Source organism: Paraburkholderia atlantica, from assembly GCF_009362785.1.
GTDB lineage: Bacteria > Pseudomonadota > Gammaproteobacteria > Burkholderiales > Burkholderiaceae > Paraburkholderia > Paraburkholderia atlantica.
Genome location: NZ_WHNQ01000012.1, coordinates 156398 through 181595, shown reverse-complemented (window position 1 = coordinate 181595; position 25198 = coordinate 156398). Strand labels below are relative to the sequence as shown.

The window sequence follows — 25198 nt, the reverse complement described above, 5'->3', positions numbered from 1 at the left end:
CCATCAATTCTCGCCGCCATCCAGCGCCGTGAGGATCTGATGCGCGGCGCTCACGCGCGCCTCGTTCGGGAAATTGCGGTTGGCGAGCAGCACGATGCCGATGCGCTTTTGCGGCACGAAGGCGACATACGCGCCGAAGCCATTGGTCGAACCGGTCTTGTTGATCCAGACATTCTGCTGCGGCTGCAGCGGTGGTTTGATTTCGGTCGCCGGCTTGCCGTCGAGGACCATTTCCGCCGAATTGCCGGCCAGCAAGGTCGGCAGCGCGACTGGATACGGGTACTGCTCCCAGATCAGATCCTGGGTCAACACGCCCGCCTGGAAATAGCCGGTATGCGTGTCCGTGATCGCACGCTGGAGCTGGCTGTCGAGCGGAAGCAGGTTCATGTTCGCCTGCACGTAACGCAGCATATCGGCGGCGGTCGACTTCACCCCGTACGCTTCGGCGGCAATCACGCCGCCCGTCAGGCGGACGGGCGCACCATCTTTGGCATAGCCCTGCGCGTAGTCCGGCATCTTTGCCGCGGGGACGTCGATGTAGGTGCTCTTCATGCCGAGCGCCGGAAACACGCGTTGCTGCATTAGCACTGTGAAGTCCTGCCCCATGCTTTTCGCGGTGATCAGGCCCAGCGTGCCGATGCCGGGATTCGAGTAGGTGCGGAACGTGCCGGGCGGATGAGTGGGCTGCCAGTCGTGGAAGTACTGCAGCAATTGCGTGTCGTTATGGATTTCGTCGGGCACCTGGAGCGGCAGACCGCCAGGCGTGTGCGTGCCGAGGTTCAGCAGGCTGACTTTGCCGAACGGCCGGCCGCGCAGCGTCGGCAGATAGCGCTCCGTGCCGTCCGACAACGACAGCTTGCCGTCGAGCTGCGCGTACGACGCGAGCGTCGCCGTGAAGGTCTTGCTGACCGAGCCGAGTTCGAACAGCGTGTCGCGTGTGACCGGCTTGCCGGTTTGCGTCGATGCGACGCCGTAGTTGTACACGTAGGGCTTGCCGTCGTCGATCACGCCGACCGCCATGCCGGCGATATGGTACTTCGCCATCAGCGGCCGGACCGCCGCATCGACGGTGGATTGGAGTTGCGCGGCGGCGGGCTCGGCCGCGTGACCGGCGGGTGAGATCGCGGACAGCGTGAGCAGCGCGAACGTGGCGGTTGTTATCAGTTTGAGCGCTCGAGTCTTCATTGCAAACGGTCCTCGGTCGGGGAGTGTGAGTCGGCGGATCGGCGATTCGGCTGAGGCAGCACTATCGGGCTTTTGCGAAACGCTGGCAAACGAGGATATGTTGCGCGGGGGTAAAGAAAAAGTTGTGGGCCGCAACGCGAGCGTTGCTGGCGTTGTCGGTTGTAGCCAAACGCGTGTCGGGTTCGGCACAGGTGTCGCCGCGGACCGCCGCTACGCTGGTGGAACGGCGCGCCATGCAGCGTGCGGGCGCGTCGCTCACGAACATGGAGACGAGACAATGAGCAGCAATCGCGGCGTCGTGTATCTGGGGCAGGGCAAGGTCGAAGTGCAGTCGATCGACTATCCGAAGATGGTCGATCCACGTGGCCGTTCGATCGGCCATGGGGTGATCCTGAAGGTGGTGAGCACGAATATCTGCGGCTCCGATCAGCACATGGTGCGTGGCCGCACGACCGCCGAGGTCGGCCTGATACTCGGGCACGAGATTACCGGCGAAGTGATCGAGGTAGGGCGCGACGTCGAAACGCTGAGCGTCGGCGATCTGGTGTCGGTGCCGTTCAACGTGGCGTGCGGACGCTGCCCGACCTGCAAGGCGCAGCACACCGGCGTGTGCCTGAACGTGAATCCGTCGCGCGCGGGCGGCGCGTATGGCTACGTCGACATGGGCGGCTGGATAGGCGGCCAGGCCGAATACGTGATGGTGCCGTACGCGGACTTCAATCTGCTGAAATTCCCGGACCGCGCGCAGGCGATGTCGAAGATCCGCGACCTGACCTGCCTGTCCGACATTCTGCCGACCGGCTACCACGGCGCGGTGATGGCCGGAGCCAAGCCCGGCGCGACCGTCTATATCGCCGGCGCTGGACCGGTCGGCATGGCGGCGGCCGCGTCCGCGCGCCTGCTGGGGGCGGCCTGCACGATCGTCGGCGACATGAACGAGGCGCGCCTCGCGCACGCGCGCAAGATGGGCTTCCAGACCATCAATCTGTCGAAGGACGCGACGCTCGGCGAACAGATCGAGCAGATCCTCGGCAAGCCCGAAGTGGATTGCGCGGTGGACTGCGTCGGCTTCGAAGCGCACGGTCACGGCAGCAGCGGCTCGCACGAGGAAGCCCCGGCCACGGTGCTCAATTCGCTGATGGAAATCACCCGCGCGGCTGGCGCCATCGGCATTCCCGGACTCTACGTGACCGACGATCCAGGCTCGGCCGATGCCGCCGCGCGCAAGGGCAGCCTCAGTTTGCGGTTCGGACTGGGCTGGGCGAAGTCGCATTCGTTCCACACCGGGCAGACGCCGGTCATGAAGTACAACCGCGATCTGATGCAGGCGATCCTGTGGGATCGTTTGCCGATCGCCGATATCGTCAACGTGACGGTGGTATCGCTCGACGATGCGCCCGAGGGCTACCGGCAATTCGACGGCGGCGCGCCGAAGAAGTTTGTGATCGACCCGCATGGGCTATTGAAGGCGGCTTGAAGTTCGCTAGCCGCTAAATTGCCGCTAAGCGCTGCGTGGGCTGTTGGTCCACGCAGCGCGTCGTCTTAAGCACGCGCTGAACGGACCACGGTTCAGCGTATTTTCATTGATCAAGCAGCCAGCACTGGCGCACTGGACAGCGAAGGCGCCTGGTTGCGGCGTTCGCGCGTCGGCGCGGTGCCGAACGCGTCGCGATAGCTCTTCGAGAAGTGGCAGGCCGACTGGAAGCCGCACGCCATCGTGATGTGCATGATCGACATGTCGGTCTGCAACAGCAGCTCGCGCGCGCGCCGCAGGCGCAACGTCAGGTAGTAGTGCGTCGGCGTCATCCCCAGGTGCTCGCGGAACAGCCGTTGCAACTGCCGTTGCGACATGCCCGCCAGCCGCGCAAGTTCCTCGCGCGACAGCGGCTCCTCGATGTTGTTCTCCATCAGCGAGATCACTTCGAACAGCGACTTGTTGGCCGAGCCGAGCCGCGCGACCAGCGGCATCTTCTGCTGCGCGCTGGTGTCGCGCACGTGTTCGACGATGAACTGCTCGGCGATCTGCGTGACGCGCGCGGTACCGACGCGCGGCGAAATCAGATTCAGCATCATGTCGAGCGGCGCGACGCCGCCGGTGCAGGTCACCCGATCCCGATCGATCACGAACAGCTCTTTCAGAAAGCGCGTGTCGGGAAACTCTTCCTTCAGCGCCGACATGTTTTCCCAATGAATCGCGCACGCATAACCGGCCAGCAGGCCGGCGCGCGCGAGCGCATAGGTGCCCGTGCACAGACTGCCCAGCACGCAGCCCATGCGCGCGAAACGGCGCAGCGCGGACAGATGCTCGGCGGTGGTGGAGCGCTGCACATCGATGCCGCCGACCACGAACACGATATCGGGTTGCCCGACGCATTCGACCGGCCCCGTATCGACGGAAAGCCCGTTGCTCGCCATGACCGGCCCGCCGGCGGGACTCACGATCGACCAGCGGTAAAGCGGTTGGCCCGTCAGGTAGTTCGCCATGCGTAGCACTTCGATCGCGTTGGTGAACGCGATCATCGTGAAGTTGGGAACCGGCATAAATGCGAAATGCGACAACGATGCCGTGCGATCGGTGGACATGGGAACGGGGAATCCTGATGTAAATTTCGCGTCGCTGTGGGGAAGGCGACTATCTCAATTCTGAGTATCAGGGCAACAACCATGCCATCAGGCTAAACCCTTGGATGCTGCGCACACAGCCTGGAATGGCTAAGCAATCCGCTGACGAAATCGCTTCCACGCGGCACCAGAACGGCGCCGCGACGGCAATACGGCGCACCCGAACGGCGCAGCAAGACTGCCTTGTAGTGCAGCCCCACGCGGGCCGACTGCGCGACTTGTCGAAAAAGGACGCGCATGGCGGAAAAGGCAAAGAACGCGTCTGAATTCGTAAATTGACGCGCGGGCCGACCGTCAAGAATAGATCCAAGGCAAAGCGGCGGCGCGACCCCGCCGGCAACCCGCAACAGCCTTCCCGTCAACGTTCTTACGGACCTTCCATGTCGAACCCGAATCCCTTCTTCGAAGACTCGCTGCCGGCGCGCGATCCGGCGGTGCGCGGCGCCATTCTGAAAGAGCTCGAGCGTCAGCAGTCGCAAGTCGAGCTGATCGCGTCGGAAAACATCGTGTCGCGCGCGGTACTCGACGCGCAGGGCTCGGTGCTGACCAACAAATACGCGGAAGGGTATCCGGGCAAGCGCTACTACGGCGGTTGCGAATACGTCGACGAGATTGAGACGCTCGCGCTCGATCGCATCAAGCAGCTTTTCAATGCGAAGTTCGCGAACGTGCAGCCGCATTCCGGCGCGCAAGCGAACGGCGCGGTGATGCTCGCACTGACGAAGCCGGGCGATACGGTGCTCGGCATGTCGCTCGACGCGGGCGGGCATCTGACGCACGGCGCGAAGCCCGCGTTGTCGGGCAAGTGGTTCAACGCGGTGCAGTACGGCGTGCGGCGCGACACGATGCTGATCGACTACGAGCAGATCGAGGAACTGGCGCAACAGCACAAACCGACGCTGCTGATCGCGGGCTTCTCCGCCTATCCGCGCGCGCTCGACTTCGCACGGCTGCGCGCAATCGCCGACGGCGTCGGTGCGAAGCTGATGGTGGACATGGCCCATATCGCGGGCGTGATCGCGGCCGGCCGTCATGACAATCCGGTCCCGCATGCGCACGTGGTCACGTCGACCACCCACAAGACCCTGCGCGGTCCGCGCGGCGGCTTTGTGTTGACCAACGACGAAGAGATCGCGAAGAAGATCAACTCCGCCGTGTTCCCCGGCTTGCAGGGCGGACCGCTGATGCATGTGATCGCCGGCAAGGCGGTCGCGTTCGGCGAGGCGCTGCAGCCGGGCTTCAAAACCTATATCGACAGCGTGCTCGCGAACGCGCGGGCGCTCGGCGACGTGCTGAAAGCGGGCGGCGTCGATCTGGTGACGGGCGGCACCGACAACCATCTGCTGCTGGTCGATCTGCGGCCGAAGGGGCTCAAGGGCAATCAGGTCGAGCAGGCGCTGGAGCGCGCGGGCATCACCTGCAACAAGAACGGCATTCCGTTCGATACGGAAAAGCCGACCGTCACCTCCGGAATTCGCCTCGGCACGCCGGCCGGCACGACGCGCGGCTTCGGCGTCAGCGAGTTTCGCGAGGTGGGGCGTCTGATCGTCGAGGTGCTCGATGCGCTGCGGACGTCCCCCGAAGGCGACGCCGCAACCGAACAACGCGTGCGCCGCGAGATTTTCGCGCTGTGCGACCGCTTTCCCATTTACTGATTACGCGCGGAGCAAACGATGAGTCAACTGCACGAGAACAGCATCATCATCGACGGGCTGAACATTTCGAAGTTCGAGCGCTCGGTGTTCGAAGACATGCGCAAGGGCGGCGTCACCGCGGTGAACTGCACGGTATCGGTCTGGGAAAGCTTTCAGAAGACCGTCGACAACATCGCCGAAATGAAGCAGCAGATCCGCGAATACAGCGAAATTCTCACGCTGGTGCGCACCACCGACGACATCTTCCGCGCGAAGAAAGAGAACAAGACCGGCATCATCTTCGGCTTCCAGAACGCGCATGCATTCGAGGACAACCTCGGCTATATCGAAGCGTTCAAGGATCTCGGCGTCAACGTGGTGCAGCTTTGTTACAACACGCAGAACCTCGTCGGCACCGGCTGCTACGAGCGCGACGGCGGTCTGTCCGGCTACGGGCGCGAGGTGATTCAGGAGATGAACCGCGTCGGCATCATGGTCGACCTGTCGCATGTGGGCGGCAAGACCTCGTCGGAGGCGATCGCGGCGTCGAAGAAGCCGGTCTGCTATTCGCATTGCTGCCCGTCCGGGCTCAAGGAGCATCCGCGCAACAAGACCGACGAGCAGCTGAAGGAAATCGCGGACGCGGGCGGCTTCGTCGGCGTGACGATGTTCGCGCCGTTCCTGAAGCGCGGCCCCGATGCGACCGTCGAAGATTACATCGAGGCGATCGAGTACGTGGTGAACCTGATCGGCGAAGACCAGGTGGGAATCGGCACGGATTTCACGCAGGGCTACAGCACCGAATTTTTCGACTGGATCACGCACGACAAGGGCCGTTATCGCCAGTTGACGAACTTCGGCAAGGTCGTGAATCCGGAAGGCATTCGCACGATCGGCGAGTTTCCGAACCTGACCGCCGCGATGGAACGTGCCGGCTGGAGCGAGACGCGCATCCGCAAGATCATGGGCGAGAACTGGGTACGGGTGTTCGGCGAAGTCTGGAAGGTGTGAGCCTTTTTACAGCGGATCAAAACGGAGTTCCCACATGCAACCTCAATTGCCCATCGATGTAAATCCGGACACCGGCGTCTGGACCACGGACGCGCTGCCGATGCTCTACGTGCCGCGTCATTTCTTCACCAACAACCACGTCGCCGTCGAGGAAGCGCTCGGCCGCGACACGTACGCCGAGATTCTCTACAAGGCCGGCTACAAATCCGCGTACTTCTGGTGCGAGAAGGAAGCGAAACAGCACGGCCTCACCGGCATGGCGGTATTCGAGCACTACCTGAACCGTCTGTCCCAGCGCGGCTGGGGCCTGTTCAGGATCATCGAAGCCGATCCGGCGAGCTCGCATGCGCGGATCGAATTACGGCACTCGTCGTTCGTGCTCGCGCAACCGGGCAAGACCGGCAAGCTCTGCTACATGTTCGCCGGCTGGTTCGCGGGCGCGATGGACTGGGTCAACGATACGGCGCCAGACGGCGCGCGCAAGGGCCCGCCGTCGCAATCGAAAGAAGCACGCTGCGCGGCGGAAGGACACGAGCACTGTGTGTTCGAAGTGTCGCCGCTGGCATCAATCTAATCCGAGCATTCCGAGGTCGACCGCGATGCGTTACCCGAACCTTTTCAAGCCGCTCACGTTGAACAAGCTGACGCTGCGCAACCGCATCGTCAGTACCGCGCACGCGGAGGTCTATGCGGAACCGGGTGGCCTGCCCGGCGACCGTTACATCCGCTACTACGAGGAAAAGGCCAAGGGCGGCGTCGGACTCGCCGTGTGCGGCGGGTCGAGCCCGGTGTCGATCGACAGCCCGCAAGGCTGGTGGAAGTCGGTGAATCTCGCCACCGACCGAATCGTCGATCCGCTCGCACGGCTCGCCGAAGCGATGCACGCGCATGGCGCGAAGATCATGATTCAGGCCACTCACATGGGACGCCGTTCGGCGTTTCACGGCGAGCACTGGCCGCATCTGATGTCGCCGTCGGGAGTACGCGAGCCGGTGCATCGCGGCAATGCGAAGATCATCGAGGTCGAGGAGATCCGCCGCATCATCGGCGATTTCGCGGCGGCCGCGAAGCGCGTGAAGGATGCGGGCATGGACGGCATCGAAATCTCGGCCGCGCACCAGCATCTGATCGATCAGTTCTGGAGCCCGCGTACCAACTTCCGCACCGACGAATGGGGCGGCTCGCTCGAAAACCGCCTGCGTTTCGGCGTCGAAGTGTTGCAGGCGGTGCGTGCAGCGGTCGGCGCCGACTTCTGCGTCGGCCTGCGCATGTGCGGCGACGAATTCCATGAAGACGGGCTCGATCACGAACAGCTGAAGGAAATCGCTCAGGCAATGAGCGAGAGCGGCCTGATCGATTATCTCGGCGTGATCGGTTCCGGCGCGGACACCCACAACACGCTCGCCAACTGCATGCCGCCGATGGCGCTGCCGCCCGAGCCGTTCGTGCATCTAGCGGCCGGCATCAAGCAGGTCGTCAAGGTGCCGGTGATGCACGCGCAAAGCATCCGCGACGCGGGCCAGGCCGAGCGGCTGCTCGCGAGCGGCATGGTCGATCTGGTCGGCATGACGCGCGCACAGATCGCCGATCCGCATATGGTGATCAAGATCCGCGATGGCCGCGAGGACGAAATCAAGCAGTGCGTCGGCGCGAACTACTGCATCGACCGTCAATACAACGGCCTCGACGTGCTGTGCGTGCAGAACGCCGCGACCTCGCGCGAAGCGACGATGCCGCACGTGATCGTCAAGTCGCGTGGGCCGAAGCGCAAAGTCGTCGTGGTCGGCGCGGGGCCCGCGGGGCTCGAAGCGGCGCGCGTCGCGAAGTCGCGCGGTCACGACGTGGTGCTGTTCGAAAAGAACGATTACGTGGGCGGCCAGATCATGCTGGCGGCGAAAGCGCCGCAGCGCGAGCAGATGGCCGGCATCGTGCGCTGGTTCGACATGGAGACGAAGCGCCTCGGCGTGGATCGACGCCTCGGTGTCGCCGCCGACGAGCGGACCATCATGGCCGAGAAGCCCGACATCGTCGTGCTCGCCACCGGCGGTTCGGCGTTCACGTCGCAGGTCGCGGCGTGGGGTGTCGACGCGGGGCTCGCGGTCAGTTCGTGGGACGTGCTGGCCGGCAAGGTCGAGCCGGGCCAAAACGTGCTCGTGTACGACGGCGTCAGCACGCATGCGGGCGCGGGCGTCGCGGATTTCATCGCGAGCCGCGGCGGCAACGTGGAGATCGTCACGCCCGACGTGAAGGTTGCCGACGACGTCGGCGGCACCACATTCCCGATCTTCTATCGCCGTCTGTACGCGCAAGGCGTGATCCATACGCCCAACTACTGGCTCGACAAGGTGTACGAGGAAGACGGCAAGAAGATCGCCGTGATCCGCAACGAGTACACCGAGGAGCAGGAAGAACGCGCGGTCGATCAGGTGGTGATCGAAAACGGCAGTACGCCGAACGACCAGCTTTACTGGAAGCTGAAGCCGGAATCGGTCAATCGCGGCCAGGTCGACGTGCACAAGCTGTTCGCGTCCGAACCGCAACCGTGTCTGGACGAGCAACTCGGCAATGGACGCTTCCTGCTGTTCCGCGTCGGCGACTGCATCTCGATGCACAACATTCACGGCGCGATCTACGACGCGCTGCGCCTTTGCAAGGATTTCTGACGATGAGCCCCGTGTTTGTCATCACCGTCCTGCTGTGGGTGTCGGTGGCCGGTCTCGCGTTCGCGCTGGCACGCCGCGCCGCCTACTGGCGCGAGGGCCGCGCGACCGTCGCGGGCGCCTACGGCTGGACCAATCTGCTCGCGATCCCGAAACGCTACTTCGTCGACCTGCATCATGTAGTTGCGCGCGATCCGTACATCGCACGCACGCACGTTGCGACGGCGGGCGGAGCGATCCTCGCGATGGCGCTCGTGTTCGTCAACTACGGCTTGGCGATCTATTCGCCGTGGCTCGACAAGCTGATCTTCGTTGCCGCGCTGGCGATGCTGATCGGCACGGTGTTCGTCTGGCGCCGCCGGCATGGCGCGAAGACGGTGTCGGCGCGGCTCTCGCGTGGGCCTTGGGATCAGTTGCCGCTGCTGCTGGGTTCGTTCGCGCTCGGTCTGGCCTTGTTCATCGCGTTGCCCGCGACGGCGATGTCCGGTGCGCTCGCCGTGATCGTCGCGCTGCTGATCGCGGCGGGGGCGTTCACGATGACGTTCGGCGCGGCGCGCGGCGGTCCGATGAAACATGCGTTGGCGGGTCTGCTGCACCTCGCGTTTCATCCGCGTCAGGAGCGCTTTGCCGATGCCGCCGCGGCGCGTAACGCTCCCGACGCCGTGCCGCCCACGGCACTGAAAATGCCGCTGCTCGACGCGAAGGAATACGGCGTCGGCAAGCCGGTCGAATTCCGCTGGAACCAGTTGTTGAGCTTCGACGCCTGCGTGCAATGCGGCAAATGCGAAGCGGCGTGCCCCGCGTTCGCGGCGGGTCAGCCGCTGAACCCGAAAAAGCTGATTCAGGATCTGGTGACCGGCATGGTCGGCGGCACCGATGCGCAATACGCTGGCAGTCCGACGCCGGGCATTCCGGTCGGCAAGCATGCGGGCGCGCCGGGTAAGCCACTGATCTCGACGCTGATCGAGGCCGACACGCTGTGGTCCTGCACGACCTGCCGCGCCTGCGTGCAGGAGTGCCCGATGCTGATCGAGCACGTCGACGCAATCGTGGACATGCGCCGCAACCAGACGCTCGTCGAAGGCAGCGTGCCCGGCAAGGGGCCGGCGACGCTCGCGAATCTGCGCGAAACCGGCAGCATCAACGGCTACGACATCGGCGCGCGTTACGACTGGGCCGTCGATCTGCAGGTGCAGGTCGCGCAGCCGGGCCGTCATGTGGACGTACTGCTGATCGCCGGCGAGGGCGCGTTCGACATGCGCTATCAGCGCACACTGCGCGCGCTCGTCAAGGTGCTGAACCGCGCGGGCGTCGATTACGCGGTGCTGGGCGGCGCCGAAACCGATACCGGCGACACCGCGCGGCGTCTCGGCGACGAAGCGACGTTCCAGCAACTGGCTCGTACGCTGATCGGCACGCTCTCGCAATACTCGTTCGCGCGCATCGTTACCGCCGATCCGCATGTGCTGCATAGCCTGCGCAACGAGTATCGCGCGCTCGGCGGCTTCTATCAGGTGCAGCATCACACGGCGTTGATCGACGAACTGATCGCGAGCGGCAAACTGTCGCCGCGCGCGGCCGCCGCCGTCGCGGAGCGCAATATTACCTATCACGACCCGTGCTATCTGGGCCGCTACAACGGCGAGACGGAAGCGCCGCGCCGTGTGCTGAAGAGCATCGGCATCAAGGTGGTCGAGATGGAGCGACACGGGATGCGCGGACGCTGCTGCGGTGGTGGCGGCGGCGCACCGTTGACCGATATCCCCGGCAAACGGCGGATTCCCGATATCCGTATCGACGACGCGCGCGCGAGCGGCGCGGAGATCGTCGCGGTCGGCTGCCCGAATTGCACGGCGATGCTCGAAGGGGTAGTGGGGCCGCGTCCGGAAGTGCTGGACGTGGCCGAACTTGTCGCCGCGGCGCTGGAGTAACGCGATGATGAATACGCTCAAACGAATCGATCCGCGCCGGCCTTTCACGGTGACGGCGCAGGGGCTCCGGCGCATCACGCTCGGCGTGGTTGGCATGGCGGGGGCAGCGGGCAGTGCGTCGCTAGCCGACGCGCGTCATGCCGGGCATCGCGAACAGCCGAAGCCGCGCCGCACGACCGCCACGCCGCACCGTGTGCTGCTGGTCGCGGCGCACGCGGATCGTGGCGCGCTCGATGAACATGCGCGCCAGACGCTCGCCGCCGCCGCGCTGATCGCCGACGCGCAAACCGAAGTCGTGTTGCTGGTGTTCGGCGAATTCACCGGCGATGCCGCCGCGCTCGGCGCCGACAAGCTGATCGAATTGCCGATGTTCGATCGCCGCACGTACGCACCGAACGATGAGTTGAATGCGCTGGCGGCCTGCGTCGCAGCCTACGCGCCGGCCCATGTCTTCCTGCCCGACAACGCGACGGGCGACGGCGACCTCGGCCGCCGTTATGCGTCGGTGGCGGATGCAAGCGTCGCGACTCACGTCGTCGAGATCGATGCCGGGCACGTGTCCACCTATATCCGAGCGAGTACGGCGCTCGCCAGCCGCGCGCTGCCCGAAGTCGTGCTGCTCGAGCCGAACGCGGTCGATCCGAAGCTGCCGTTCGTCGGCGCGGGCGAGCAGGTCGCATGGCGCTTCGACCGCGAGGCAGAAGCAACGAACGCGCAACGCGCGATACGCGATCTCGGCATCGACGAGATCGACGCGGCGCAGGTTGCGCTGGAAGAAGCGGACTTCATCGTATCGGCGGGCAACGGCGTCAGCGACGTACCCGCGTTCGAGCGGCTCGCGACGACTCTCGGCGCGGCGATCGGCGCGAGCCGGGTCGCCGTCGACGACGGCAAGTTCACGCGCGACAAGCAGATCGGCGCGACCGGCAAGACCGTCGAGGCGAGCGTGTATATCGCGTTCGGCATCTCCGGCGCGGTGCAGCATCTGCAGGGCATCAAGGATTGCCGCCATGTGATCGCAGTCAATCTCGACGCGAGCGCGCCGATCGCGAAGCGCGCGAATCTGACCGTGATCGCGGACGCGCAGGAAACCATCGCGGCGCTCAACGAAGCGGCGGCCGCGGCGCGCGGCGCGCGTGCGACTTCGGCCGCACTGTTGCAGCCGGGCAAGCTAGCCGAAGGAGTGCTCGCATGAAGATCGCCGTGTTGGTTTCGGTCGGACGTCATCCGGTTAGCGGCGCCGCGCGCTATAGCCGCAACGATGCGGCAGCGTTGACGCTGGCGCTGTCACTCGCGAAAACGCATGGCGCGACGCTCGACGTGCTGCATGCGGGCGATCCGTCGAACGCTGCGTTGAACGAGTATCTGGCGCTCGGCGCGCGTTCGGTCGAAGTGCTCGACATGCCACTCGACGCCGATCCGGCGCCGCAACTCGCCGCGCGTTTGCGTGGCTACGAACTGGTGCTGACCGGCACGCGCGCCGAAGGCGGCTTCGATAGCGGCATGCTGCCGTATCGCGTCGCGCATGCGCTGGGGGTACCGCTCGTCGGCGCTGCCGTCGATCTGGCTGTGCGCGATGGTTGCGCGCAGGTCCGGCAGTTCATGCCGAAGGGCCTGCGACGGCGCGTCGAAGTGCGGCTGCCCGCGTTGATCGCCGTCCATCCGCTCGCGAACGCCGCGACTTCGTACGCGTATGCGCGGCTGCGCGAAGGCACGATCGAGCGCACCACCGCGCCCGGCGCCACCGCGCCGCAAGGCATTACTCCCGAACAGTCCGCATGGACCATCGGCCCCGCCACCGCGAAACCGGTGCGGCTCGCCGCCGCCGAAAAGCGCTCGGGCCACGCGCGCATGCTGTCGGCGACGACGACCGAGAGCCGCGGCGGCAGCGTCGTAATTGAAGGGAGTTCCGTCGAAAAAGCACAAGTGATCCTCGCGTATTTGCGCGAGCATCAACTGGTGGATTACTGAATTCCGGCTCGGGCCAGCATGCGACCAGGAGGGCCTGGCGCGGCGCCAGACGTGACACGCAACGGAGCACACAATGAAAGTTTCCGCAGACGTTCGCGCAATGATCGAACGCCGCAAGCAGAATTACACGCTGGAAGCGCCGTTCTATACGAGCGAGGATATTTTCGCGCTCGATATCGACGCGATTTTCCGCCAGCACTGGATTCAGGTAGCGGTCGAGCCCGACGTGCCCGAGCCGGGCGACTACGTGACGGTCGAGATCGGCAACGACTCGATCCTGATCGTGCGCGACGACGACATGCAGGTGCGCGCGTTTCATAACGTCTGCCGCCATCGCGGCGCGCGTCTGTGCAATACCGGCAAGGGCTCGCTGGGCAATATCGTCTGTCCGTATCACAGCTGGACGTATAGCCTCAATGGCGACCTGATGTTCGCCGAACACATGGGCGAACAGTTCGACCGCTGCAAACATAGCCTGAAGGCGGTGCATGTCGAAAATCTCGCGGGGCTGATTTTCATCTGCCTCGCCGAGCAGCCGCCCGCTGATTTTTCCCTGATGCGCGCCGCGATGGAACCATATCTGTTGCCGCACGATCTGGCCGGCTGCAAGATCGCCGCGTCGATCGACATCATCGAGGATGGCAACTGGAAGCTGACGATGGAGAACAATCGCGAGTGCTATCACTGCGTCGCGAACCATCCTGAGCTGACCATCTCGCTGTACGAGTACGGCTTCGGTTATCAACGCTCGCCGGCGAACGAAGAAGGCATGGCCGCGTTCGAGGCCACCGTCGCGCGCCGCACCGCGCAGTGGGAGGCGATGCAGTTGCCGTCGGCGGAAATCGAGCGGCTCGCCGATCTGGTCACCGGGTTTCGCACGCAACGTCTGCCGCTCGATCGCGACGGTGAATCGCAGACGCTCGACGCGAAGGTCGCCTCGAAGAAACTGCTCGGCGGTTTCAAGGAGGCCGATCTCGGCGGCCTGTCGTTCTGGACTCAGCCGAATTCGTGGCATCACTTCATGAGCGATCACATCGTCAGTTTCTCGGTGATTCCGCTGTCGGCAGGCAAGACGCTGGTGCGCACCAAATGGCTCGTGCACAAGGACGCGCGCGAAGGCATCGATTACGACGTCGACAATCTGACCGCCGTGTGGCGCGCGACCAACGACCAGGATCGCGCGCTCGTCGAATATTCGCAGCGCGGCGCGACGAGCAGCGCATATGAGCCGGGTCCGTATTCGCCGTTCACCGAAGGACTCGTCGAAAAGTTCTGCGAGTGGTATATCGGCCGTCTCGCGGATTACGACGCGAACCCGCGAGCAGCGCACGACGAGAAAGTCGTGTCGTTCGCGCGCTGAGTGCAACACCGCAATGACGAGCGGGGGGACAACCATGATGCGCGATCAGGCCATGTTTCAAGCGGACATCGAGCAGACTTCACAGAATCCAGCGGGCGCATTGAGCCGTGTGACGCAGCCGCGCTTCTGGGACGCGCTGCCGGCACGCTGGAACAGTGACTCCGACGACACGCTGGAGTGCTGCCAGGTTCGCAGCGAAACGCACGACGTGAAGAGCTTTTTCTTCCGTGCGCCATCGGGGCGGGCATTCGTGTTCGAGCCGGGGCAGTTCATCACGCTGGAGCTGGAGATAGGCGGCGAGACGATCAATCGCTGCTATACGATCTCGTCGCCGCCCACGCGGCCCCATACGATTTCGATCACCGTCAAGCGCGTGCCTGGCGGCCCGGTGTCCAACTGGCTGCACGACCATCTGCACGCGGGCATGCAGGTGCGCGTGCTGGGGCCGGCCGGCGAATTTACCTGCGCGCGGCATCCGGCGCGCAAGTTCCTGTTTCTGTCGGCGGGCTCGGGCATCACGCCGCTGATGTCGATGAGCCGCACGCATCATGAACTCGGCGAGGACAGCGATATCGTCTTCGTGCATAGCGCGCGCACGCCGGACGACATCATCTTCGCGCGCGAGCTCGATCTGATCGCCGCCAATCAGGCGCATTTCCGCACCGCGTTCGTCTGCGAGCGCGTGGGCGCGCGCACCAATTGGCCCGGCATCACCGGCTTTCTGACGCTGCCGCTGCTGAAACTGATTGCGCCGGATTTTCTGGAGCGGGAGATTTTCACCTGCGGGCCCGCACCGTACATGCAGGCGGTGCGCAATCTGCTCGACGAAGGCGGCTTCGATCGCCAGCACTATCACGAGGAAAGCTTCTCGTTCGAGACCGTCAGCGAAGTCGCCGCGCAATCGGCCGAAGCGCATGTCGCCGACGCGCTGCGCGATGCGCCCGCCCCGGCGGAAACCGCGACGCGTTTCAAGGTCAGCTTTACGCGCAGTCATCGCGACATCGAGTGCGGCGGCAACCAGCATGTGCTCGAAGCGGCGAAGCAGGCGGGCGTGCGGCTGCCAGCGTCGTGCACGCAAGGCATGTGCGGCACCTGTAAGGTGAAGCTCGTGTCCGGCGAGGTGGCGATGAAGCACGCGGGCGGTATCCGTCAGCGCGAGATCGATCAGGGCATGGTGCTGCTGTGCTGCAGCAAGCCGCTGAGCGATCTCGTCGTCGACAAGTAATACGTAACACCACAAGAACGCGGCAAACACTGGGCGGATTTGCGTGGAAGTCGCATGCGGACAACTGCATGTCGCAAAACAACGCTACCCGGCAATTCTGGTTGGCGATTCTAAATGCGCGGTGTGCGGTTCGATGGCAAACGCGTCAATGGGCAAATGGATCAACGGGAGAACGTCGATGAGACTGATCGGAAAGGTAGTGGTGGCAAGCGCGTTGGGGGTGATGCTGGCGGCGGTCAGTGCGGGCGTGTCGGCCGATTCGAAGCCGACCATCAAGATCGGTTACGTGGAGGGCTGGGACGATAGCGTTGCGACGTCGAACGTGGCCGCCGAAGTGATCGAAAAACGCCTCGGTTATCAGGTGCAACTGGTGCCGGTCGCGGCCGGCGTGATGTGGCAGGGCGTGGCGCGGGGCGACCTCGACGCGACGCTGTCCGCATGGCTGCCGGTCACGCACGGCGCGTACTGGAACAACTTCAAGGACAAGGTGGTCGACCTCGGGCCGAACTTCAACGACGCGAAGATCGGGCTGATCGTGCCGGACAACGTGGACGTGAAGAGCGTCGGCGATCTGCAGGCGAAGAAGTCGGAGTTCGGCGCGCGCATCGTCGGCATCGACGCCGGTGCGGGCGTGATGCAGAAAACCAGCGAGGCGATCAAGGCCTATGGGCTCGACTATCAGCTGATGCCGAGTTCAGGCAGCGCGATGACCGCCGAGCTGGCGCGCTCGGAGGCGGCCAGCAAGCCGATCATCGTGACCGGCTGGAAGCCGCACTGGATGTTCGCGAAGTACAAGCTGAAATTCCTCGACGATCCGAAGAAGGTGTTCGGTGAAGCGGAGCACGTCGATAGCGTGGTGAATCCGGAGCTCGAGAAAAAGGCGCCGACGGTGGTCGCGTTCCTGAAGAAGTTCCAATGGAAGCCGGGTGAGATCGACACGGTGATGTTGGCCACGCAGAACGGCGAAAAGCCGGCCGCGGCGGCCGACGCGTGGATCAGCGCGCATTCCGACCGCGTGGATAGCTGGGTGAAGTAAGCCGGCAAGCGTCGGCGCAGCCTGATGAAAACGCCGCTTTTCAGCGGCGTTTTTCTGTTTACCGCAGCACGACGGTGCGCTCGCCGTTGATGAACACCCGCCGCTCGACGAACGCCTTCACCGCGCGCGCGAGCGTAATGCACTCTACGTCGCGTCCGGTCGTCAGCAGCCGTTCGGGACTGTACGAGTGATCGACCGGTTCGACTCCCTGCTCGATGATTGGGCCTTCGTCGAGATCGTCGGTAACGAAATGGGCGGTGGCACCGATCACCTTGACGCCGCGCGCATGGGCCTGGTGATAGGGTTTCGCCCCCTTGAACCCCGGCAGGAACGAATGATGAATATTGATCGCGCGCCCGGCGAGCGCGCGGCTCGTTTCGGCGGACAGGATCTGCATGTAGCGCGCGAGAATCAGCAGCTCGGCGCCGGACGAGTCGAACAGGTCGAGCAGTTGGGCTTCCTGTTGCGGCTTCGTGTCGGCGGTAATCGGCAGATGATGGAACGGCAGGCCGTGCTGCCGCGCGAGCGGTTCGAGATCGCGGTGATTCGAGCCGATGCCGACGATGTCCATCTTCAGCTCGCCCATGCGCCAGCGGAACAGCAGGTCGGCGAGGCAGTGTTCGAGTTTGGACACCATGATCATGACTTTCGGCCGGATCGACAGATCGTGGATCGCCCACGTCATCCGGAAGCGTTCGGCGATCGGCGCGAATTCCTGCTTCAGCGTGGCGATCTGCAGCGCGTCGTCGCGATCGACGTGGTGAAACACGCAGCGCACGAAAAAGCGCTCGCTGAGTTCGTCGTCGAATACGGTGAGTTCGTCGACATAGCAACGATGCCGTTCGAGAAAACCGGCGACGGCGGCAACCTGGCCCGCCGCGCTCGGACACGCGACGGTGAGGACCCCTTGAGCAGGACGGGAAATGGCGGACATGAGCTCTCCACATTGACGATCAGGCGAGGCCGCGGGGCGCGGCGCGCATCGTCGCAGTAGAGCAAATCGGGCGATCGCGGGGATAGAAGCTAACCGCCGTTGCGCTGGAATGGGAACGCCAGGCGGATCTGCGGCGCTATTCCGCAGGGTCCGCCGCGAGCCTTCGCTTCAGCGTATCGATCAAGGCGCGCACTTTCGCCGGCGGGTGACTCGTCGGCGGAAACACGGCCTGGATGCTCGCCGGCGCGGTTGCCCATTCGGGCAGCAACCGGATCAGCCGTCCCGCGGCGACGTCGTCCGCGATCGAAAAATCCGTCAGCAGACCGATGCCGCCGCCCGCGAGCGTCGCCGCCCGGCAGGCATTGGCCGTGTTGACACGCAACGCGGACTCGCATCGCACGCTCGCGGTTTTACCGTCGACGTGCCGCAGATCGAGCGTCAACGGATGCGGCAGCACCGACAACGCGCAATAGGGCAGCGTCTCCAACTCGGCCGGCGTGCTCGGCACGCCCCACGTGCGCAGGAACTCGGGACTCGCGACGAGCCATTTGACGAAGCTGCCGAGCTTCACCGCCCGATAGTTCGAATCCGCGAGACGGCCAAGCCGAATCGCGACGTCGATGCCATCGGCGATCAGATCGACGTAGCGGTCGCTGCTCAGCAGTTCGACGTCGAGCTGCGGATGCGCGCGGCGCAATTCGACCAGCGCGGGCGTGACGACGAGCGTGCCGTAGTCGTTCGGCGCACTGACGCGCAGCGTGCCGCGTACCGGCGAGGTTTCCCCGCCGAGCGCGTTGAGCGCGTCCTCGGCGGCGCGCAGTATCTTCACGCTCGCCTCATAGAACGTGCGGCCCGCCTCGGTGACGCCGAGCCGCCGGGTGGTGCGCACCAGCAGGCTCGCGCCGACCTCGGCCTCGAGCCGCTGCATATGCGTGCTGACCATCGTCTTCGCGAGTCCGAGCCGCGTCGCGGCGGCGCTCAGCGAGCCCGCGTCGATGACCGCGACGAAGATCGCGAGGCGGTTCAGGTTCACGTTGCGCACATCGGCCATGATCGATTGTCCATTCTCGCTTAACTGTGTTTCCGGGATTATCGGGCTTCCGCGCAACAGTGCCTACGCCATATGCTGGGCGTCTCATTCAACGTATCCGGAGACCTCCATGTCCGCCACCCGACCCGCCCAGCCTATCAAGCTGTATACGACGCGGCTTTCAGGCCACGGTCATCGCGTGAAGCTGTTTCTGACGCTGCTCGATCTGCCGTTCGAGGTGATCGAGCTGGACATGACGGCGGGCGACAACCGCAAGCCCGACTACCTCGCGCTGAATCCGTTCGGTCAGGTGCCCACGATTCGGGACGGCGAGCTCACGCTATTCGATTCGAACGCGATTCTCGTCTATCTGGCGAAGCGCTATGGCGACGCGTCGTGGCTGCCGGACGATCCACTCGGCGCCGCGGCGGTGCAGCGCTGGCTGTCGCTCGCGGCTGGCCAGATCGCATACGGGCCGTGCGCGGCGCGGCTCGTTACCGTGTTCGGCGCGCCGCTCGACCACGCGCGTGCGAAGCAGATCGCCGTCAAGCTGTTCGACGTGATCGACGAGGAGCTTGCCGGCAAGCCGTTCGTGGCCGGCGCGCACGTGACGATCGCCGATATCGCCGCGCATACGTATATCGCTCACGCACCCGAGGGCGGTGTGTCATTGCAGCCGTATCCGAACATTCGTGCGTGGCTGAGTCGCGTGGAGGCATTGCCGCGTTTCATCGCGATGCCGTCGACGAAGGCGGGTTTGCTGGCGGCGTGATTCGCGTTTAGAGCCGCGTCAGATCTTGCGAGGGAGTCCGGTCATGTCCGAATTCGTTCTGTTGAATAACTGGGGAACCGACGTGTCGCCGTTTCATGCCGGCGAGCAGGAGGCGCAGCAGCGCGCCGGTGTGCGTGACGTGGCGGAGTCGATGGGGCGTCGGGGAATTCGCCGTTTCATGCCGGAGCAGCATCGTGAGTTCTTTGCCGCACAGCCGTTCCTCGTGATCGGCGGCGTCGATGCGAGCGGACAGCCGTGGGCGACGCTGCGCGCGAGTTCGCCGGGCTTCGTCTCGTCACCGGATGCGCGCACGCTGCGCATCGAAGGCGGCGCCTTGGCTGGCGATCCGCTCGCCGCGGCTTGGCGCGAAGGCGCGCAGCTCGGTGCGCTGGGCATCGAGCTGCGCACGCGGCGCCGCAATCGGGTGAATGGCGTCGTAAGGTCCGTGCAGGGCGACACGTTGCAGGTCGAAGTCATGCAGAGTTTCGGCAATTGCCCGAAGTACATCCAGAGCCGTACGCCGTCCTTCATCGAACGGAACGCGGCCGCGACGCGCGCGCAACCAGAGATTGCCACGCATCTGAGCAGTGCCGACCGCGAATTGCTCGCGAGCGCGGACACGTTCTTTATCGCCAGCGCGAATTTGAGCGAGGAAGCGGGGGTGGGGAAGGGGGGCGACGTTTCGCATCGCGGCGGCGCACCGGGTTTCGTGCGCGTGGACGACGCAAATACGCTGACCACGCCCGATTACAGTGGCAACCGCTTCTTCAACACGATCGGCAACCTCGTGCACGATCCCCGCGCGGGCCTGCTGGTCATCGACTTCGCAACCGGCGATCTGCTTTATCTGGCGGTGCGAGCGGAGATTATCTGGGACGGCGACGAGCTCGCGGCATTTGCGGGCGCGCAGCGGCTCGTGCGGTTCCATGTGGACGAAGTGCGGCGCAGCCGTGGCGCGTTGCCGTTCCAATGGTCGGCCGTCGAACTGGCGCCGCAGTTTCTGCCAAAGGTTCGAGAAAGCGCCTGAGCCGATGCGCACGCGCGTGCGTTGGCTGGTGCGGCCGCCGTTTTAGTGCGCATTTCGGCCGAGCCGGTAAGACACGCCGAGTCTGGTGGCCAGTTGCCATACATAGACTCGCGAGTACGAAATGCCGAACTGACGGCTTATCAGCTCGCGCATGCGCGCATTGCTCCAGCCATCGGCGTCGAAGCCATAGTCCCGTGGCGAGGCCCTCAGCGCCTCGGCCAACCAGTCCAGATCCGCCACCGCGAGTGCGGAATGGCGGCCGCCGACGCTCATGTTTCTAAGCGCCTCGAGCCCACCTTGCTCCAATAGCTTGCGATAGCGCTCGACGGTGGTCTTTGCCATTCCCATCTGTTTCGCGACCTCGGCCGCAGCGACGCCATCGAGCAGTTTCTTGCCCGCTGTGAGACGCCGTGCGACGGTCGGTAAATCGTCATTCGGTCGATGCATTGGAGAACTCCGCCGTTGGGTCGCTGACCGGACTGCAATCGGTTGCTGGGATAGACAGAGAAGAGGCCACGCCACTTACAGATAATCGAAAAGTCGCCCGCTGTGTCCAAAAGAATAAAAAATCAATCGCGTCTTTCCTCTGATAGAAAAAGACCTAATCCTCGCGTAAGACGTTAGCACTATGTTTTCTTTCTGCATTCGTAAAAATCTTTCTTGCGATTGAATTTCACGTTTGCTAACCTGATTGAACTGATTTAAACAAAACATCAATCCGAACCTGTTCGCGCCGGCTGCCCGGACACCGCCAAGCCGCATAGAGCTTGAGGTCTGGAGCTTATTAGTAACGCGCGAGATGTCGGAAGACTGACTCGTTTGAATGCGTGGATTTCTGTTTTGCGAATGCCATTCGAATGCATTTTTGGATGCAGGGTGGCGTTCGCTGGAAATCTGCGAAAAAAGGGTTCTCAAGATTGAAAAAACCGTTTTTGCGGCGCTTTCCAGGCGGATTATCGAGAATGGGGACATTCGTGCGGAGTGTCGCTGTGAATCCCGACTCCAGTAACCATCTGCTTACTTTGAGTGCGTCGCTCAATATCCGGAAATATTTTTGCCGGGTACTCGATACGCATAAACACGATCAAAGATGACGGCGGGTGCCAGTGGGCATCTGCAAGCAGGCGGTAAGGAGACTGACATGAACACCGATAGGACCCGCGATATCGCCGCGATGCTATTGCGTGCCGCCAAGCGCAAGAGACTCGTGTCTTATCAGGAACTGCACGCGCTTTTCGGTCGCGAGGAACCGTTGCAAAGCCGTTATCGGGCATTGGCGGACGCGGCGCGCTCGCTGAGCGATTGTGCGTCGCTCGACTACGGCTGCCTGATGAGCCTCGATAACGGTCTGCCGGGTGATGACTTCTTTAACCGTTTCAGGCACGACAGGCCGCATGAATACGAAAAGGTGATGGGCTTCGGATCGGCGGGACGCTCGACGACCAAGAAACGACTGATCGCAGATGCCGAGCGTCTGCGGGTGTTCGAACATGCATCGCAGACCGAGGCAAACGGGAACGCGGCGAACTCGTTGTGCCCGTACGCCGCGTCGAAATGCACGTAACGCGACGAGACGCTCGCGGGTCGACAGAAAATGCGAAACGCCCCTAAGTCACAACGCAATCGCCGAGGATAAGAAATCCGCTGGAGCCGCGAGAGCGTTATTCGCGTTTGCTTCAAAGCTTATTCTCGTGGTGCACAGGGAAATATTTAACAATTGTCTAATTGCGGCATATGTCGCGCATGAATGAACCGATTTGCGCGGAGGGGCGTAATTCGGCAAGGGTGTAAATGCGCGCGCGGTAAATTTGACATTAAAATGTCGAGCCAGTTTGGTTGACGATCGCCGAACCGTGCGGGACGCATGAGACTGGGCGCTTGCGACATTTCGCGCACGCGACTGCGCATCGTCGTTCATCGGCAGAGGCAATTGTTGGCACGCCGTACGCGCACTGGCGACGGCAGCTGAAATGCCCAGTGGTGGGCCGAGGTAGACCCACACCACATTTGACATAATACAAATTATCACCAAAAAATTCGGATTTCGGGACGAAGTCATTATTTCCGCATTTCGTCAAACACCCGCGGGCATCTTTTTGCAGTCTGAGCAATTTCCAAATTCTCGTAACGAGATTAGAAAAGCAATCAGAGAAACCCGCTTTTAGATTTAATGATCGCAATCAATCACCTGAGAACTTTGTGTACGCTGCCGCACATTGTGCGCGGCTAGTAGGGAATATTTTTCATTACGGTTGTCGAACAAAAAAACGATTGGAAATTTGGGCTATGGACACCCTGACAGACGTGCGTGGGCACACTGAGACTAAGAGAATTCGAATCGACAAAAGCGTCGCCTTGAAATCTTTTGATGACGTGATTCCCCAGGAGACGATCGCCGAAATCAACCAGTTCATCGACCACCTGTTCGACACGACGGCACCGCGCTCGCAGTCCGGCGCGCAGATCGCCGAGATGCTGCGTCGCGCTCAGCCTTTTCGTGAACTCGAGCAGTCGATCTGCGCGAATGCGCGCGCGCTGGCCGCGAGGGTCGGGCAGACAAACTTACCGACCGAGCCGTTCCACGTACTGCGCTGTGCCAGCAAGACTTCGCTGGCGGAGAGCCACTGTCGCCACTACGATTCGCACCTGCTGACGCTGCTGATTCCGCTTCAGCTCGCACCCGACGGCGTTCACAACGGCGACCTCGTGATGTATCGCAAGCCGCGCCTGTCGGTCACGACGCTGACCAACCTGATCTGCAAGATGCGCCATGGCTTCCTGCACAGCCTGCCGCTCAGTTGGCGCAGTTGGCATACCCTGCATGATCTGCGCGTCGGCAACTGCCAGCGCATTCCGGTCAAACCGGGCAGCGTCTATGAATTCAACGGCTTCGCGCTTCAGCATGCGAACCTCGACGTACAGAACGGGCAGCGGCGCACGCTCCTGATTCACTATTACGACCCCGGTCACTCGCTCGGCCTGAGCGGCGTGCTGCGCCGCGGGCGTATCGGCTAAGCACACCGGCACACCGGCGCACAGCACCCCTGCCGCGCACGCCTGCCACGTCACTGCCCTATCACTCCGACAAACCAGGCGGATTTCACTTTGCTTTTAATCCGGCATAGACTGAACTCAGACTTTTTCCGTTAGACGCTTTCTTCGCACTTGCCGTGACCGTTGCCGTGCGCGGCGACGGATGTTTTTTGTCGTGCTCCGCGAGCCGATGGCAGTCTGACCGGTTCGTGCCTAATCAACACTGAAAAGGGACGACTCATCATGGCCGATACCGGTTACATGGCACGCAAATCCGTGGCTGAGATCATCGCCAGCGCCGACGTCGAAGAAGGCCGCCATCTGTCGAAAACGCTCGGCGCGACGAGTATCACCGCGATGGGCATCGGCGCGATCATCGGCGCCGGCATCTTCGTGCTGACGGGAACCGCCGCCGCGCAGTTCGCGGGGCCGGCCATCACGCTGTCGTTCATCCTGGGCGGCATCGCGTGCGCGTTCGTCGGCCTGTGTTATTCGGAGCTTGCGGCGATGCTGCCTGTGTGCGGCAGCAGCTACACGTACACGTATGCGACGCTCGGCGAGCTCTTCGCGTGGATCATCGGCTGGGACCTGATCCTCGAGTACGCCATGGGGGCCGCGACCGTAGCTGTGGGCTGGTCCGGCTATATCGTGAGCCTGTTGCGCAACGTCGGTATCGACATTCCACCTACCCTCGCCGCCGCGCCCGGCACCATCGTCAAGCTGGCCGATGGCTCGACGGTCACCGGCGTGATCAACCTGCCGGCGGTGGTGATCATCGCGATCCTGACCACGTTGCTGGTGTTGGGCACTAAGGAATCGGCGCGCCTGAACAACGTGATGGTCGCGGTCAAGCTGACCGTGGTGGTCGCGTTTATCGCGATCGGTCTGTTTTTCATCAAGCCGGAACACTGGCATCCGTTCATTCCTGCCAACACCGGCCAGTTCGGCAGTTTCGGCATGAGCGGAATTCTGCGTGGCTCGGCCGTGGTGTTCTTCGCGTTCATCGGCTTCGATGCGGTGTCGACCGCCGCACAGGAAGCGCGACAGCCGCAGCGCGACATGCCGATCGGTATCCTCGGCTCGCTTGTCATCTGCACGGTGCTGTACATCCTCGTCGCCGCTGTGCTGACCGGCCTCGTTCCCTACACCGAGCTGAACGTTCCCGATCCGATCGCCAAGGGTGTCGACACGATCGGGCTCACGTGGTTTGCGATTCTGATCAAAATCGGTGCGTTGACGGGGCTGACCACCGTGATACTCGTGCTGCTCTATGGGCAAAGCCGCATCTTTTTCACGATGTCGCAAGACGGTCTGTTGCCGCACTTCTTCGCGAAGGTGCATCTGCGTCTGCACACACCTTATCTGAGCCAGATCCTGATCGGTACGGTCGTCGCGATCGTCTCTGCGCTGACGCCGATCGGCGTGCTCGGCGAGATGGTCAGCATCGGCACGCTATTCGCGTTCGTGCTCGTGTGCGGCGCGGTGATCTATCTGCGGGGCAGCGACTCCGAGGCGGCGCGTCCATTCCGGGCGCCCGGCGTACCTGTCGTGCCAGTGCTCGGCATCCTGTTCTGCTTGCTGCTGATGGTCGGCCTGCCGCTCGTTACGTGGCTACGGCTCGTCGTGTGGCTCGTGATCGGCATGGTGATTTATCTGTCATACGGCCGCAACCATTCGGTGTTGCGGCATCCGGAGCGCAAGCATACGTGAGTGATTCGGTCACAATTGCATGCCTTTAAATAGCGGCAATTGCTGATGTCAATTGCG

General features: G+C 63.3%; 21 protein-coding genes. 16 read left to right on the top strand and 5 right to left on the bottom strand.

What is annotated here, in order from left to right; translation table 11 throughout:
- Positions 1 to 3: 3 nt before the first annotated feature.
- Positions 4 to 1185, bottom strand: a complete 1182-nt coding sequence (gene ampC / locus GCT19_RS19210) for a class C beta-lactamase (protein ID WP_152852803.1) — start codon at positions 1183 to 1185, stop codon at positions 4 to 6.
- Between the two features lie 277 nt (positions 1186 to 1462).
- Here ampC and fdhA point away from each other — a divergent pair, with 277 nt between their 5' ends.
- On the top strand, positions 1463 to 2662 hold the full coding sequence (fdhA, locus tag GCT19_RS19205; RefSeq protein ID WP_152852802.1) for a formaldehyde dehydrogenase, glutathione-independent: 1200 nt from the start codon (positions 1463 to 1465) through the stop codon (positions 2660 to 2662).
- A gap of 110 nt (positions 2663 to 2772) precedes the next feature.
- Here the strand turns inward: fdhA and GCT19_RS19200 are convergent, their stop codons facing one another.
- Positions 2773 to 3768 (bottom strand): GlxA family transcriptional regulator, encoded by a 996-nt coding sequence (locus GCT19_RS19200; RefSeq protein WP_018438008.1) that lies wholly within the window; start codon positions 3766 to 3768, stop codon positions 2773 to 2775.
- 419 nt (positions 3769 to 4187) lie between these two features.
- Here GCT19_RS19200 and GCT19_RS19195 point away from each other — a divergent pair, with 419 nt between their 5' ends.
- The 10 genes from GCT19_RS19195 (at position 4188) to GCT19_RS19150 (ending at position 16635) form a co-directional block, all read left to right on the top strand.
- Entirely contained in the window at positions 4188 to 5462 is a 1275-nt protein-coding gene (locus GCT19_RS19195) for a serine hydroxymethyltransferase (RefSeq protein ID WP_152852801.1), read from the top strand.
- A gap of 18 nt (positions 5463 to 5480) precedes the next feature.
- Positions 5481 to 6452 (top strand): dipeptidase, encoded by a 972-nt coding sequence (locus tag GCT19_RS19190; protein ID WP_018438010.1) that lies wholly within the window; start codon positions 5481 to 5483, stop codon positions 6450 to 6452.
- Positions 6453 to 6486: 34 nt separating this feature from the next.
- Positions 6487 to 7026, top strand: coding sequence for a DUF5943 domain-containing protein (locus GCT19_RS19185; protein WP_018438011.1), 540 nt, complete (start codon positions 6487 to 6489; stop codon positions 7024 to 7026).
- Positions 7027 to 7051: 25 nt separating this feature from the next.
- Positions 7052 to 9115: an NADH:flavin oxidoreductase gene (locus GCT19_RS19180; RefSeq protein ID WP_152852800.1), complete on the top strand. Its 2064-nt coding sequence runs from the start codon at positions 7052 to 7054 to the stop codon at positions 9113 to 9115.
- 2 nt (positions 9116 to 9117) lie between these two features.
- Positions 9118 to 11043 carry a (Fe-S)-binding protein gene (locus GCT19_RS19175; protein WP_152852799.1) on the top strand — a complete coding sequence of 642 codons (1926 nt, stop codon included), beginning with the start codon at positions 9118 to 9120 and terminating at the stop codon, positions 11041 to 11043.
- Between the two features lie 7 nt (positions 11044 to 11050).
- Complete coding sequence (locus tag GCT19_RS19170; protein WP_193727422.1) at positions 11051 to 12238, top strand: electron transfer flavoprotein subunit alpha/FixB family protein; 1188 nt, start codon at positions 11051 to 11053, stop codon at positions 12236 to 12238.
- Positions 12235 to 13014: an electron transfer flavoprotein subunit beta/FixA family protein gene (locus GCT19_RS19165; protein ID WP_152852797.1), complete on the top strand. Its 780-nt coding sequence runs from the start codon at positions 12235 to 12237 to the stop codon at positions 13012 to 13014. Before GCT19_RS19170 ends, GCT19_RS19165 begins: the two co-directional genes overlap by 4 nt.
- A gap of 73 nt (positions 13015 to 13087) precedes the next feature.
- Complete coding sequence (locus tag GCT19_RS19160; RefSeq protein WP_152852796.1) at positions 13088 to 14374, top strand: aromatic ring-hydroxylating oxygenase subunit alpha; 1287 nt, start codon at positions 13088 to 13090, stop codon at positions 14372 to 14374.
- 34 nt (positions 14375 to 14408) lie between these two features.
- Positions 14409 to 15599 carry a hybrid-cluster NAD(P)-dependent oxidoreductase gene (locus GCT19_RS19155; RefSeq protein WP_018438017.1) on the top strand — a complete coding sequence of 397 codons (1191 nt, stop codon included), beginning with the start codon at positions 14409 to 14411 and terminating at the stop codon, positions 15597 to 15599.
- A gap of 178 nt (positions 15600 to 15777) precedes the next feature.
- Complete coding sequence (locus tag GCT19_RS19150) at positions 15778 to 16635, top strand: glycine betaine ABC transporter substrate-binding protein (protein ID WP_013091671.1); 858 nt, start codon at positions 15778 to 15780, stop codon at positions 16633 to 16635.
- A gap of 58 nt (positions 16636 to 16693) precedes the next feature.
- On the opposite strand, the gene purU is transcribed toward GCT19_RS19150, so the two are convergent.
- Positions 16694 to 17569: a formyltetrahydrofolate deformylase gene (gene purU, locus GCT19_RS19145; RefSeq protein WP_013091672.1), complete on the bottom strand. Its 876-nt coding sequence runs from the start codon at positions 17567 to 17569 to the stop codon at positions 16694 to 16696.
- A gap of 136 nt (positions 17570 to 17705) precedes the next feature.
- Positions 17706 to 18620 carry a LysR family transcriptional regulator gene (locus GCT19_RS19140; protein WP_018438019.1) on the bottom strand — a complete coding sequence of 305 codons (915 nt, stop codon included), beginning with the start codon at positions 18618 to 18620 and terminating at the stop codon, positions 17706 to 17708.
- Between the two features lie 109 nt (positions 18621 to 18729).
- Between GCT19_RS19140 and GCT19_RS19135 the strand changes: the two genes are divergently transcribed.
- Together GCT19_RS19135 and GCT19_RS19130 are read left to right on the top strand one after the other, a co-directional pair.
- Entirely contained in the window at positions 18730 to 19371 is a 642-nt protein-coding gene (locus GCT19_RS19135; protein ID WP_152852795.1) for a glutathione S-transferase family protein, read from the top strand.
- Positions 19372 to 19414: 43 nt separating this feature from the next.
- Positions 19415 to 20398 carry a pyridoxamine 5'-phosphate oxidase family protein gene (locus GCT19_RS19130; protein WP_152852794.1) on the top strand — a complete coding sequence of 328 codons (984 nt, stop codon included), beginning with the start codon at positions 19415 to 19417 and terminating at the stop codon, positions 20396 to 20398.
- 42 nt (positions 20399 to 20440) lie between these two features.
- Here the strand turns inward: GCT19_RS19130 and GCT19_RS19125 are convergent, their stop codons facing one another.
- Entirely contained in the window at positions 20441 to 20845 is a 405-nt protein-coding gene (locus GCT19_RS19125) for a helix-turn-helix domain-containing protein (protein WP_018438022.1), read from the bottom strand.
- 694 nt (positions 20846 to 21539) lie between these two features.
- On the opposite strand from GCT19_RS19125, the gene GCT19_RS19120 reads away from it, so the two are divergent.
- The 3 genes from GCT19_RS19120 to GCT19_RS19110 all read left to right on the top strand — a co-directional run bounded on the left by GCT19_RS19120 (position 21540) and on the right by GCT19_RS19110 (position 25141).
- Positions 21540 to 21962 (top strand): hypothetical protein, encoded by a 423-nt coding sequence (locus tag GCT19_RS19120; RefSeq protein WP_152852793.1) that lies wholly within the window; start codon positions 21540 to 21542, stop codon positions 21960 to 21962.
- 635 nt (positions 21963 to 22597) lie between these two features.
- On the top strand, positions 22598 to 23413 hold the full coding sequence (locus GCT19_RS19115; protein ID WP_321576829.1) for a hypothetical protein: 816 nt from the start codon (positions 22598 to 22600) through the stop codon (positions 23411 to 23413).
- A 261-nt stretch (positions 23414 to 23674) separates the two neighbouring features.
- Entirely contained in the window at positions 23675 to 25141 is a 1467-nt protein-coding gene (locus GCT19_RS19110; RefSeq protein ID WP_152852792.1) for an amino acid permease, read from the top strand.
- Positions 25142 to 25198: the final 57 nt, after the last annotated feature.